Origin of the sequence: Romboutsia sp. MSSM.1001216sp_RTP31141st1_G3_RTP31141_220114, from assembly GCF_039031195.1 — a bacterium.
Taxonomy (GTDB): domain Bacteria; phylum Bacillota; class Clostridia; order Peptostreptococcales; family Peptostreptococcaceae; genus Romboutsia_C; species Romboutsia_C hominis.
This window is the reverse complement of the sequence record NZ_JBCIUO010000003.1, coordinates 119857-133611: the sequence shown is the minus strand read 5'-3', so window position 1 is coordinate 133611 and position 13755 is coordinate 119857. Positions and strand designations below refer to the sequence as shown.

12 protein-coding genes are annotated in these 13755 nt (G+C 26.6%); 9 read left to right on the top strand and 3 right to left on the bottom strand.

Going from position 1 to position 13755, the window contains the following annotated elements:
• Positions 1–5: 5 nt before the first annotated feature.
• Complete coding sequence (locus tag ABCP60_RS07530; RefSeq protein ID WP_343101546.1) at positions 6–1907, top strand: endonuclease MutS2; 1902 nt, start codon at positions 6–8, stop codon at positions 1905–1907.
• Positions 1908–2079: 172 nt separating this feature from the next.
• On the top strand, positions 2080–3792 hold the full coding sequence (locus ABCP60_RS07525) for a GGDEF domain-containing protein (protein ID WP_195581577.1): 1713 nt from the start codon (positions 2080–2082) through the stop codon (positions 3790–3792).
• 52 nt (positions 3793–3844) lie between these two features.
• Here the strand turns inward: ABCP60_RS07525 and ABCP60_RS07520 are convergent, their stop codons facing one another.
• Positions 3845–4687, bottom strand: coding sequence for a sulfurtransferase (locus ABCP60_RS07520; RefSeq protein WP_166505585.1), 843 nt, complete (start codon positions 4685–4687; stop codon positions 3845–3847).
• A gap of 249 nt (positions 4688–4936) precedes the next feature.
• Here ABCP60_RS07520 and ABCP60_RS07515 point away from each other — a divergent pair, with 249 nt between their 5' ends.
• From ABCP60_RS07515 to msrA, 3 genes are all read left to right on the top strand, one after another.
• Positions 4937–6130, top strand: a complete 1194-nt coding sequence (locus tag ABCP60_RS07515; protein ID WP_092925342.1) for a pyridoxal phosphate-dependent aminotransferase — start codon at positions 4937–4939, stop codon at positions 6128–6130.
• Positions 6131–6348: 218 nt separating this feature from the next.
• A complete protein-coding gene (locus ABCP60_RS07510; protein WP_092925344.1) occupies positions 6349–7164 on the top strand; it encodes a CPBP family intramembrane glutamic endopeptidase in 816 nt (271 codons plus the stop codon).
• A gap of 122 nt (positions 7165–7286) precedes the next feature.
• Complete coding sequence (gene msrA / locus ABCP60_RS07505; RefSeq protein ID WP_166505584.1) at positions 7287–8240, top strand: peptide-methionine (S)-S-oxide reductase MsrA; 954 nt, start codon at positions 7287–7289, stop codon at positions 8238–8240.
• A gap of 126 nt (positions 8241–8366) precedes the next feature.
• Here the strand turns inward: msrA and ABCP60_RS07500 are convergent, their stop codons facing one another.
• Together ABCP60_RS07500 and ABCP60_RS07495 are read right to left on the bottom strand one after the other, a co-directional pair.
• Entirely contained in the window at positions 8367–8570 is a 204-nt protein-coding gene (locus tag ABCP60_RS07500; protein ID WP_092925346.1) for a hypothetical protein, read from the bottom strand.
• Positions 8571–8728: 158 nt separating this feature from the next.
• Positions 8729–9082 carry a hypothetical protein gene (locus ABCP60_RS07495; protein ID WP_166505583.1) on the bottom strand — a complete coding sequence of 118 codons (354 nt, stop codon included), beginning with the start codon at positions 9080–9082 and terminating at the stop codon, positions 8729–8731.
• Between the two features lie 96 nt (positions 9083–9178).
• Here ABCP60_RS07495 and ABCP60_RS07490 point away from each other — a divergent pair, with 96 nt between their 5' ends.
• The 4 genes from ABCP60_RS07490 (at position 9179) to ABCP60_RS07475 (ending at position 13679) form a co-directional block, all read left to right on the top strand.
• The gene (locus ABCP60_RS07490; protein ID WP_092925350.1) at positions 9179–9976 is read left to right on the top strand and encodes an HAD family hydrolase; all 798 of its coding nucleotides are present in this window, start codon (positions 9179–9181) and stop codon (positions 9974–9976) included.
• Positions 9977–10176: 200 nt separating this feature from the next.
• Positions 10177–10965, top strand: a complete 789-nt coding sequence (locus ABCP60_RS07485; RefSeq protein ID WP_343101545.1) for an FAD binding domain-containing protein — start codon at positions 10177–10179, stop codon at positions 10963–10965.
• Positions 10965–11414: a 2Fe-2S iron-sulfur cluster-binding protein gene (locus ABCP60_RS07480; protein ID WP_092925355.1), complete on the top strand. Its 450-nt coding sequence runs from the start codon at positions 10965–10967 to the stop codon at positions 11412–11414. Before ABCP60_RS07485 ends, ABCP60_RS07480 begins: the two co-directional genes overlap by 1 nt.
• A complete protein-coding gene (locus ABCP60_RS07475) occupies positions 11415–13679 on the top strand; it encodes a molybdopterin cofactor-binding domain-containing protein (protein WP_195238190.1) in 2265 nt (754 codons plus the stop codon).
• The last annotated feature ends 76 nt before the right edge of the window (positions 13680–13755 follow it).

The following is a 13755-nucleotide window of genomic DNA, read 5'->3' as shown; positions in this document are numbered from 1 at the left end:
TAAAAATGAACACACAAACATATGAAAAATTACAATTAAACGAAGTTAAAGAGTTAGTTAAAATATATTGCGTAAGCTCACTTGGAAAAGAACTTATAGATAAATTAATGCCAAGTAGTAGCTATAAAGTAGTTAAAAGAAGGTTAAATGAAAATAATGAAGCTAGAAAAATAATAGAAAATAGCAATCATATACCTTTAGAAGGACTTTTTAATATAATGCCGATTATAGAAAAAGTAGAAAAAGGAATGATACTAGAGCCTACAGAACTTATACGTATTGAAGATTTTTTAAGAGGATGTAAAAAGATAAAATCTTTTATGATAGATAAAGAATTTTATTCCCCTACATTAAGTTCTTATGCACTTAATATAACAGAGTGTAAAAGTATAGAGGAAGAAATTAAGTATTGTATAAAAGGAAATAAAGTAGATTCTAATGCTAGTAAAGAATTAAAAAAAATTAGAAGAAATATTGAAGTTGCTGAAGGAAAAATAAGAGAAAGATTAAACAAGTTTTTAACAGCATCAGGAAACGAAAAATATATACAAGAATTTATAATAAGTAAAAGAGATGAAAGGTATGTAATACCTATTAAAGCATCATATAAAAATGAGGTAGATGGTGTAGTATTAGATACATCATCAAAAGGAAATACAGTTTTTGTAGAACCTAATAGTGTCTCAAAATTTAGTATAGAGCTTATAACTTTAAAATCAGAAGAATCTATAGAAGAATACAAGGTACTTTCTTATTTAACAGACCTTATTTATGAAAAAATACAAAATATAAAAATAAATATAGAGATAATTGCAGAATATGATATGGTATTTGCAAAAGCTAAATATAGCGATTCTATAAAAGGAATAACACCTAAACTAAATAACTATGGATATATAAATATAATAAATGGAAAACATCCACTACTTAAAGGTGATGTGGTTCCTCTTAATTTTGTAATAGGTAAGGATTATAGAAGCTTAGTTATAACAGGACCTAATGCAGGAGGGAAAACTGTAGCTTTAAAAACAGTTGGAATTTTAACTCTTATGACTCAATGTGGATTTGATATATGTGCAGATAAAAATACTGAAATAAGCGTATTTGAGAAGATATTTGTTGATATAGGAGATAATCAAAGCATAGAGAATTCTTTAAGTACATTTTCATCTCACATACAAAATATAGCAAACATTATAAATGCGTCAAATAAGTCAACATTAGTATTATTTGATGAAATTGGGTCAGGAACTGAGCCTAATGAAGGTGCGGGTCTTGCAATATCAATACTTGAAGAGCTATATAAAATGGGATCTATAATTGTAGCATCAACTCATTATGCAGAGATTAAACATTTTGCAACAATGCATCCAGAGTTTGAAAATGCAGGAATGATGTTTGATAAAGATACATTAGAACCATTATATAAACTTACTATAGGTAAATCAGAGGATAGTAATGCTTTATTTATATCAAAGAAAATGGGTATAAGAGATAAAGTACTAAGTAGAGCTAAAAGATATATAGAAAGTAAAAATTACAACCTTGACTTAGTAGATAGAAATAAAATTAATAAAACAGAAGAAGCATTAGAAGTATTAAAAGATATACCTAATTATGAAATGGGAGATAGAGTAAAATTACTAGATGAAGATGAATTTGCTATAGTATATGAAGGTGTAGATAAGTTTAACAACGTCAAGGTATTGTATAATGAAGAGATAATAGATGTAAATATAAAAAGAATTAGCTTAAATCTAAAAGCTATTGATTTATACCCTAGAGACTATGATTTAAACTCTTTATTTGTAAGTTACAAGGAAAGAAAATTAGAGAAAGATATAAAAAGAGGCTCTAAAAAAGCTTTAAAGAAGATACAAAAAGATATAAAAAGTAACAGGTTATAACAATAACTCCCTAGAAATAGGGAGTTTTTTATTATAAAAGTAACTATGAAGATAGTTTGATATATAAAGAATAATTAAATAAAAATGTAAAACATGACAAAATTTAAAAATATGATAAAATATAAACTGTAAGAAGTTTAGGAATATCTATACAAAAAAGAAAGGATATATTTTGGGGGGAGTAAAAATAAGAAAAATAATATATATAATCATAGCTATTGCTACATGTATATCATTATCATATGGGGCACATAAACAAAATATAAAAAATGAGATTATGCAAATAGAAAGTAAAATAAAAAAAAATACATATGATAAACAATATAATAAAGCAATAGATATCTTTAAAAATGAATTTTCAAAAATAAAGCCTAAAGATTACAACATAGTATGTGAATATATAATTCAAATGACTGATTATATTAGAAATACAGAAAGAGGATTAAAAGAAGTTATAAACATACTAACTACAATGGAACAAAGTAAGTACTTATCAATAAATTCTAAATTTATAGTATCCAGTAAACTTCAAAGTGCGTATTTACTAGAACAAAACTATGCAAAAGCATCTAGGTATATATTAAACACACTAATATTATCTAAAAAAAGGGATGACAAATTTAATGAAGCTAAATGCTTAGTAGATCTAGGTGTATTGTTTTCGGAGATAGAAGGTGAAAGTACCGGAATAAAGAGTATAAAAGATGGACTTGCCGTTAAAATTAATGATGAATATAAAAATAAATTTATACAAGTGTATGGAAATTTAAACATAGCTGAAATATATTTAAAAAACAATGAGTATAGTAATGCAAAAAAATACGTAGAAGAGGTAGAAAAATATAGTAATTATATAGATGTAAATGAATATTACGATTTAAATATATTGATATATACTATAAAATCTTCAATCTATTTATCAGAAAATAATTCAAAACAAGCAAAGATATATTTAGATAAATCTAAAGAACTGTTAAATAATGAAAAGTTAATGGTAGGAAATAGAAAAACTATATATCAACTTGCTACGGGTAAATATTATGAGGCTATTGGAGATATTGATAAGGCAGTATATACATATAAAGAAGTACTTAAAGAAGATGAATATGAAAAAAATAGAGAACAGGACATAAGGTATGCCTTAACAAGATTAATAAAATTATTAGAAGAACAAAAAAAATATAATGAAGCAAATTTATATACAGATAAGTTACTTGAGGTAATAAAAGAATCTGAAGACAATAGATATAAAGATTATTCATATTATATAATAGAGCAAGCTAGTAAAGAGTACAAGTTAGAGAAGGAAAATAATATGATAAAGTTTCTATTTATAATAATACTATTTGGAAGTATTATATTTGTCGTAATACATATGTATAATAAAAATAGATTAATAAGTATGAAACATTTAACATTACAAGATAAACTGACAAATACACACAATAGAGCTTATTTTGATAGTAAATATGAGGAATTATTGGATAAAAATATAAAATTCTCTATAGTAATGATAGATATAGATAATTTTAAATATATAAATGATACTTATGGGCATCAATTTGGAGATGAAGTTTTAAAAGTTATAACTAATACCATAAAAAAATTATTGCAAGAACACACTTATTTATGTAGGTATGGTGGAGAAGAATTTGTAATAATATCCTGTTATAAAATAAAAGAAGAAGTATTACTTTTAGCTGAAATGATTAGGTCTTCAGTAGAAGGTATAAGTTGGAGCAAGGATATAAAAACAACTGTAAGTATAGGAGTGGCTTTTTCAAATATACATTATGAAAATACCTTAAAAAAATCAGATGAAAATATGTATAAAGCTAAAAATACAGGAAAAAATAAAGTTGTTGTGGATAACGATAAGAAATAATAATTTAAATTAAAAAGCATGTTAGTTGATATTACCTAACATGCTTTTTAATTTATTCGCTTAAAGTACTAACTTCATTTTCATCATAACTTATCCAGTCACTAAAACTTCCAGGATATACTTTATGGCATATACCAACTTCACTAAGAGCTAAACTATTAGGACAAGCTGTTATACCAGAACCACAATAAACTATAATTTCCTTATAATCATTTAACTTTTCAAAGTGTCTTTTTAAATCATCTAAACATTTTAAGTTTATAAACTCATTGTCCTTATTTAATACATCCATCCAAAAATAGTTCTTGGCACTAGGTATATGTCCAGCTTTTTTATCTACTGGCTCAAATTCACCTAAGTATCTTTTATATTCTCTGGAATCTATGATAGCAATATCCTTATTATATAATCTCTCTTTTACATAATTCATATCAACTCTCATATTATTGTTTACAGTAGCTTTAAAGTTACCTATTTTAGTTTTTGGTATTTCATTAGTAATTTCTCCACCAATGCTTTTAAATTCATTTATACCTCCGTTTAAAACATAAACTTTATCATGACCTAGATACTTTAATATCCACCATAATCTAGAAGGCCCTGCTAAATCACCCTCATCATATGCTACAACTATAGAATTATTATCTATCCCTATACTTTTAAAGGTATTTACTAGGTCATCTACACTAGGAAGAGGATGTCTACCACCATGGATTTTAACCTCACTAGATAGCTGATTTTCTATATCAACTCTTACTGCATTTTTTATATGGCTCTCATTGTAGCTTTTTTTACCGTATTCTTTGTCCATTAAGTCAAACCTACAATCTACTATAACTAAGTCTTTATTATCCATATTTTCTTTTAACCAATTAGGGCTAACTAAATTTGTCATAAATATTCCTCCTAGTACTAATATAAAATTATTAAGTTAAATACTACACTTACATTTATAAATATATACATATAGACAATAAAATTCAATATATTAAGTAAATTTACTTAATATATTGAAAATAATTACTTTTGGGTAAATATGTAAAAACATTAAAAAAAAATTATATTTATGTTAGAATATAGATGAAACGTTAATTAGATATCAAAAATAAAATAACTGACAATGAATCATTAGGAGGCAAACGTTATGAATATTTCTTCAAGAATAAAATCAGTACCAGCTTCTACTATAATGGAATTATTAACTTATTCAGCAGAAGCCAAGAAAAAAGGAAAAAAGGTTTATCATCTTAATATAGGTCAACCCGATATAATAACACCTAAAAGTTTCTTTGAAGCTATTTCAAGCAACAAAGAAGATGTATTAGAGTATGCTTTATCAGAAGGGTTAGACGAACTTAGAGAAGCTATAAAAAGATACTATAATGAATATAATATAGATTTTGAAAAGGAAGATATACTTATATTAAATGGTGGTAGTGAAGCATTATTTTTCTGCATGATAGCTTTATGTAATGAAGGAGACAATATATTAATACCAGAACCATTTTACTCAAACTACAATAGTTTTGCAAATTCAGTAGGTGTTGAGATCAAGCCAATAACTACACTTGCAGAAAATGGTTTCCACTTACCTAAAAAGGAAGAAATAGTAGAAAAGATAGACTCAAAAACTCGTGCTATATTATTCTCAAACCCAGGCAATCCAACAGGAGTAGTTTACTCTAAGGAAGAAATAAAAATGATTAGTGATATAGCTAAAGAACATGATTTATGGATAATAGCAGACGAAGTTTATAGAGAGTTTGTATATGATGGAGAATATACTAGTTTAGGAAGTGTTAAAGAAGTAGAAGATAGAGTTATAATAGTTGACAGTGTATCTAAAAGATATAGTGCTTGTGGAGCTAGAATAGGATCACTAGCATCTAAAAATAAAGAATTTATGGCACAAATATTAAAATTATGTCAAGCTAGGCTATCAGTACCTACTTTAGAGCAAATAGGAGCTGTAGAACTTTATAAAACTGATAAATCTTATCTACAAGATGTGAATAAAGAATATAAGGAAAGAAGAGACGTATTATATAATGAACTTGTAAAAGTACCTGGAGTTATATGTAAAAAACCAACTGGTGCATTTTATATAGTTGCTAAATTACCAGTTAAAAGTGCTGATGATTTTGTAAAATGGTTATTGAAAGATTTTGATATAGATGGAGAAACAGTTATGCCTTGTCCTGCTGAAGGATTTTATGCAACAGAAGGTCTTGGAAAAGATGAGATAAGACTTGCATATATATTAAATAAAGAAGATTTAGCTAAGGCATCTAAAATTTTAAAAGAAGGATTAGAAGCATATTTAGAACTTGATAAATAAATAAATAAAAAGGGTTTATATAGATTAATATATAAGCTCTTTTTTATTTAAAATAAAGTTATACATTTAAATTTAGGTAAGTAGCTTGTATATAAACAATAGTAATATTTTATTTTAAGTTAATGATAAATAATATTAATTTAAAATTGATATCTAATGATATAATATAAAGGGAAGTATTAAAATGTAAAAATCATATATGAACTAGGAGACATTTTATGAGGAGAAAGAGTGATATAAAAATAATAGATTTTATATTAATACAAGTAATATCATTTTTAATAGTACTAACCTTTAATTATAAGTATATAGGTATTCTTATGAATCTATCTATATATGATGATAGAAATAAGGTATTTATTATTTGTACTCAGGTAATATCTATAATAATTTTATTATTATATTTAGGGATATCAATAGATGATATAAAAAAATCTTACATAGATTTCAAAGAAAAATTAGACATAAAAGAAATAATAGGACGATATATAAACTCCATTATGTTAAGCTTAGGAGTTACATTGCTATTAATATCTATAGCTATGTTAACTTATAAACCATATGAAAATAGCTTATTAACATCATCAGGTGATCCAATATATACAGGAAATATTATTATAATGATAGTAAGTGTAGCAATAATAGGACCAATATTAGAAGAAATAATATTTAGGAAAGTATTATTTATCAGTATATCTAAAAAATATAATTATAAAATTGGTATATTAATATCATCTATTTTATTCGGAATAGGTCATAGCATAGATAAATCTATACTTGCAAGTTTGTTTGGAGGGGTGCTTTGTATATTATATATAAAATATGAAAATATCTTAATTCCAATTTTTTTACATATTATAAATAACTCAATGTCTATAGTTTTAAAGTTACCACAAGAATCTAAGATAAATAAAAATATAGATATGACTACATCAACAATACATATGTACTTGATTTTAGGATTGGTCATAACGACACTTTCTGTATACTACTACATAAGATTTATAAATCTAAATAAAAAATATATTAAATAATAATAGTGCTAATATATATGAAGATTATAAAATATCTTTAGAAAAAGACTATATAAAAAGGAGATTATCTAATGTAGAAAAAGGGAATAAATAACGTATATATTTTATAAGGAGTGATAAGTTTGATAAAAAAGGCAACTTTTGCAGGTGGATGTTTTTGGTGTATGGTAAAACCTTTTGATAAATATGATGGAGTACTTAAAGTTGTATCAGGATATACTGGAGGACACACGAAAAATCCTACATATGAAGAAGTTTGTAGTGATAAAACAGGCCACATAGAGGCTATAGAAGTTACTTATGATGATGAAGTAATAAGTTATGATGAACTTTTAGATATATATTGGAAACAAATAGACCCAACAGATAGTTATGGTCAATTTAATGATAGAGGAGAAAAATATAAAACTGTAATATTTTATCATGATAAAGAGCAAAAAGAGATTGCTACTAGATCAAAGAAAAAACTAGAAAATAGTAAGGTATTTGATTCTGAAATAGTTACAGAGATAAGAGAAGCTACTAAATTTTACGAAGCGGAAGACTATCATCAAGATTATTATAAGAAAAATCCAAATCATTACTATATGTATTATGTAGGATCAGGTAGATATAAGTTTATAAAGGAAAATTGGGATAAAAATAATTTTAATAGAGAAGAACTAAAAAAGAAACTAACTCCAATTCAATTTGAAGTAACACAAAATGATAAGACTGAACCTGCATTTAAAAATAAGTATTTTGATAATAAAGAAGAAGGTATATATGTAGATATAGTAAGTGGTGAAGTTTTATTTTCATCAAAAGATAAATTTGATTCAGGATGTGGATGGCCAAGTTTTACAAAGCCAGTAAATAAAAATTCTATAATGGAAAAAAGTGATTTTTCTCATGGTATGTTCAGAACAGAAGTTAGAAGTAGCAAGGCCAATTCTCACTTAGGTCATGTATTTGATGATGGCCCTAAAGAAAAAGGTGGTCTTAGATACTGCATAAATTCAGCATCCTTAAACTTTATACCTAAAGAGAAAATGAAAGAAGAAGGATATGAAGACTATTTAAGCTTGTTTGAATAAGAGTCTTAGGTAATAAGGATTTTAAATTACAACAAAATTAAATATTAACTAAACTTTTTATAAACAAGAAATTTTATAAAGACATAAGACTAATATAAAAAATACCCTAGTAAGCTAGGGTATTTTTTACCATTTTTTAGACCAATCGCAGTAATGGTATTCATCTTTCCATATAAAATCAGTTGTTATTTTAAAATTACCATAATATTCAAATGAATTATAATAGATGTTAACAACGCTAAATTTAGTAGATAAATCCTTATCAATTATTACATTATACCCATCTACTTTAAATATATTATCATTTTCTTTTGCCTCATCCAGAGCCAAGTCAAATATAGGTCCATGTCATGCAATTTCTTTTAAATAAAGTCTTATATTTTTTAAATCAACATTATACTCTATAAATAAATTATCTAACGCATTTTTTGCTAAATCGGTTATATTTATAATCATAAGCCCTCCTAAAATTAATTTATTATGAATTATTATATCTTAGTTAATATAATATTATTGTTTTTATCGTCATATTTTATAGTATAATGACTTAATATTATAAGTATTTGATGTAAACCTACACTAGAAATTATACCCATAGAATTTAAGAATGAAACGTTTCCTATTTCAGATATTATTGGTGCAAAACCTATAAATCCTAAGAATGCCGAATCATCTATATTATTTTCTAGGGTATATTTGCATCTGTTTCGTTGTGCATGCGTTATATTAATATTGTTAAGCAACTTTAAAGAATTTACAATTTTAAAATTACTAACTACAATTTTATTTTCGCTATCGTTAAGGGCTATATCTAGATCTTTTTTTGATGAAACTATTTTCATAAAGCACAATCCTTTCTAAAAGTTTATAATTATTATATAATGTTGTATAAGTGATATACAATAAATTTACAAAATATATGGCAAGGAGTAAAGGGTATGATAAAATTAATCGGTTCAGATATGGATGGGACACTACTTGACTCAAATAAATGTGTTGATAAAGAATTTTATGAAGTTTTAGAACAACTTAATTCTAATAACATACTATTTGCAGCAGTAAGTGGTAGGGAAATACAGTCTTTAACTAATATATTTAAGAAAGAAATAATAGATAATATAATACTTGCACCTAACAATGGAAATTTAGTTGTCTATAAGGGCGAAGTTTTATATGAAAATTATATAGATAAGAAAAAATTAAAAAGTATATCAAACATTATAAGAAAATATGCTAATCATAATACTATATTTTGTGGAAAAGAAAAAACATATAGTGAAAGTTTGAAGGTTAAGATAGCTTGTAAAGCATGGAATACAGATGTTGAGGTTGTAGAAGATATAACCAAGATAAATGATAGTATAATGAAGGTTAGTGTTTTTGCAGATGAAAATATAATAAAAGACGTGTTAACAAATATTAAAGATTATAAGAAAGATTTAAGTATATCTATGTCTGGGCCTAATAGTCTAGATATATGTGAATCTAATGGAAATAAAAAGCAAGCTATAAAAGTAATACAAAAAAAATTTAATATATCATATGAAGAAACTATGGTATTTGGAGATCATATGAATGATTTAGAGATGATGGAATCGGCTTACTATAGTTTTGCAATGGGAAACGCAGAGGATAAAATAAAAGAAAAAGCAAGGTTTGTAACAAAAACCAATGATGAAAATGGAGTTATAGAAGCTATAAAAGAATTAGCTATAGGAAATGAAGCTTTTGCTTAATATTTAAATTTAAAGGTCATTCTAAAAAATATTTAGAATGACTTTTTTTATTAAAAATAGTAAATATATTTTAAGTTAAATAAAATCGAACTTACTTTTTAAATGTAAAATAAACGTTAGTATATATAACGAATTTTATTGTCTAGAATGGCTAAAATATGGTATAATTAATCAAAACTAATACAAATTGGGGAGGAAATATGTTTACACTTACAGACATTGTTCAACCGACAACAATAGAAGAAGCATATGCCATATTAATGAAAAGAAAAAATAATCAGATAATAGGTGGAAGTGCTTTTTTAAGGATGGGTAAAAAAAGAATAGGCACAGGAATAGAGTTATCTAATTTAAATTTAGATTATATAAAAGAAGATGAAGATTATGTTGAAATAGGTGCTATGACAACATTTAGAGAATTAGAAACTAGTGATATAATAAAAAATAACTTTGGTGATATTTTAAACCACAGTGTAAGAGATATAATAGGAGTTCAATTTAGAAGTGTTGTAACTGTAGGTGCTACAGTATTTTCTAAGTATGGATTTTCTGATTTAATAATAGCTCTACTTTGTTTAGATACTGAGGTAGAGACTTTTAGTAAAGGAAGAATGACTTTAGATAAATTTTTAGATAAAGGTTATGAAAAAGATTTATTAACTAAGATATACATAAAAAAGAATAATAAAAAAGCATCATATAAATCTTTAAGAAATGCTAAAAGTGACTATCCAATAGTAAATGTAGCAGTATCAAAATTAGATAATACATTTAAAATATGTATAGGAGCTAGACCTCAAGTTGCAAAAGAAGCAAAAAATGCAAGTGAGTTTTTATCGAACAATAATATAACTGACGAAAATATAGATAAGGCTGTACAAATAGCAGTTGATGAATTATCTTTTGGAACTAATATGAAAGCATCTAAAGAATATAGATATGCTATGGCTAGGGTACTTATAAAAAGAGCTATAATGGAGGTTATATAATGTTAGTAGAACTTAAAGTAAATGGTAAAAAAAGAAAAGTTGACATAGAATGTGAAGAGTATTTAGTAGACACTTTAAGAAAATTAGGGAACTTAAGTGTAAAAAGAGGCTGTGATACAGGATGCTGTGGCTTATGTTCTATATGGATAGATAAAAAGCCAGTACTATCTTGTGCAACTTTAACAGTTAGAGCTATAAATAAAGAGATAACAACAATAGAAGGATTAGAAAAGGAAGCTAGTGACTTTGCTAAGATATTAGTTAGTGAAGGTTCTGAACAATGTGGATTTTGTTCACCAGGATTTATAATGACAGTAATAGCAATGAAAGAAGAATTAAACAATCCTACAGAAGAGGATATAATACACTACTTAACTGGAAATCTATGTAGATGTACAGGGTATATGGGACAGCTAAGAGCAGTTAAAACTTATCTGGGGGTAAATTAAATGAAGATAATAGGTAAAAGTATAGGTAAAATAGACGGAATGGCAATAGCTACAGGAAAACCAGTATATACAGACGATTTAGCATCAAAAGATGCTTTAGTTGTAAAAATACTAAGAAGCCCGTATGCATATGCGAAAATAAAAAATATAGACACTAAAAGAGCTTTATTAGTAGATGGAGTGGAATGTGTACTTACATATAAAGATGTACCAGATACTAGGTTTACACTAGCAGGTCAATCTTACCCAGAGCCATCGCCATATGATAGATTAATACTTGAAGATACTGTTAGATATGTAGGAGATGAAGTTGCAATAGTTGCTGCTAAGGATGAAAAAACAGCAGTTAAAGCTATGAATATGATAAAAGTAGAATATGAAGTACTAGAACCAGTACTTGATTTTGAAAAGGCAACTGAAACTAATATATTAGTTCATGATGAAGAGAGACATTGCAACTTTGATATAGGTATGATTAGAGAGAAAAATATAGTATCAACTCATAATTATACTAAAGGAGATGTAGAAAAAACTTTAAATGAATGTGACGTAGTTATAGAAGAAACATATTATACTCAATCACAACTTCATTCTATGATGGAAACTTATAGATCTTATAATTACCTAGATCATATGGGAAGATTGGTAGTAGTAAGTTCTACACAAATACCATTTCATGTTAGGCGACATCTATCGAGAGCTTTAAACATACCATCTAGTAAGATAAGAGTTATAAAACCAAGAATAGGTGGTGGTTTTGGAGGTAAGCAAACTGCTTGTGTTGAAATATTTAGTGCAATAGTTACACTTAAAACTGGAAAACCAGCCAAAATACTTTATGACAGAAAAGAAACTCAAAATTGTTCAACTAGTAGACATGCTATGAAATTAAATGTTAAAATAGGTGCCACTAAAGATGGAATAATAAAAGTTATAGATATAGATGCATTATCTGATACTGGTGCTTATGGAGAACATGCATCGACTACATTTGGATTAGTAGGTGAAAAAACTATGCCAATGTACAATAAATTAGAAGCATCTAGATTTAAAGGGCATGTAGTATATACTAATAAAATGCCAGCAGGAGCATTTAGAGGATATGGTGCTACTCAAGGATGTTTTGCAGTAGAGTCTACTATAAATAAATTAGCAAAAGAGATAAATATGGACCCAACTGAACTTAGGCTTAAAAATATAGTAAATGAAGGAGAAATTTCATTTGCATATGATAAGACTTTAAATTCAGTAGATCTAAAAGAGTGTATAGAAAAAGGGAAAAATCTTATAAAATGGAATGAAAAATACCCATCTAAAGACTTAGGAAATGGAAAAGTTAGAAGTGTTGGTATGGCACTTACTATGCAAGGTTCTGGAATTGCAGGGATAGATACAGCAAGTGCTGAAATAAGATTAAACGATGACGGAAATTATACATTACTAGTAGGCTCAACGGATATGGGTACGGGAAGTGACACTATACTTTCTCAAATGGCTTGTGAAATACTTGAAACTACCATGGATAAAATAACTGTAATAGCAGCAGATACAGATGTAGTTCCATATGATCCAGGTTCATATGCATCATCTACAACATATGTAACAGGTATGGCAGTAGTAAAAGCTGCTAATGAACTTAGAAATAAAATAATGAGTTTAGGAGCAACTAGACTTGGTGTAGATAAAGAAGATGTAGAGTTTGATGGCGAAAAAGTATTTACAGAAAATAAGTCTATATTAGTATTTGATATAGCTGTTGACTGTACCGTAGGGCCTGAAAAAAATCAATTAGTGGGATGTGCATCTCATGGTAGCCCTGTTTCACCTCCTCCATTTATAGCAGGATTTGTAGAAACTGAAATAGATAAAGAAACCGGTAAAGTTGATGTAATAGATTATGTAGCAGTAGTAGACTGTGGAACTGTTATAAATAAAAATCTTGCTAAAGTTCAAGTTGAAGGTGGAATAGTACAAGGTATAGGACTTGGATTATTTGAAGAAATAAGATATACGGATAAAGGTAAAATGGATACTAATACATTTATGCAATATAAAATACCAGCTAGATGCGATGTAGGTAATATAATAGTTGATTTTGTAGAAACTCATGAACCAACAGGTCCATTTGGAGCTAAGTCTGTTGGAGAGGTTGTTGTAAATACTCCAGCACCGGCTATACAAGATGCTATATACAATGGTGTAGGTGTTAGAATAAATGATTTACCAATGACTCCAGAAAAAATATTTATGGCTATGAATAAATAATTGTAAATATGAATAAATATTATAAAAAGGTATGAAATACAACTTGTATTTCATACCTTTTATAATATTTAAAAGT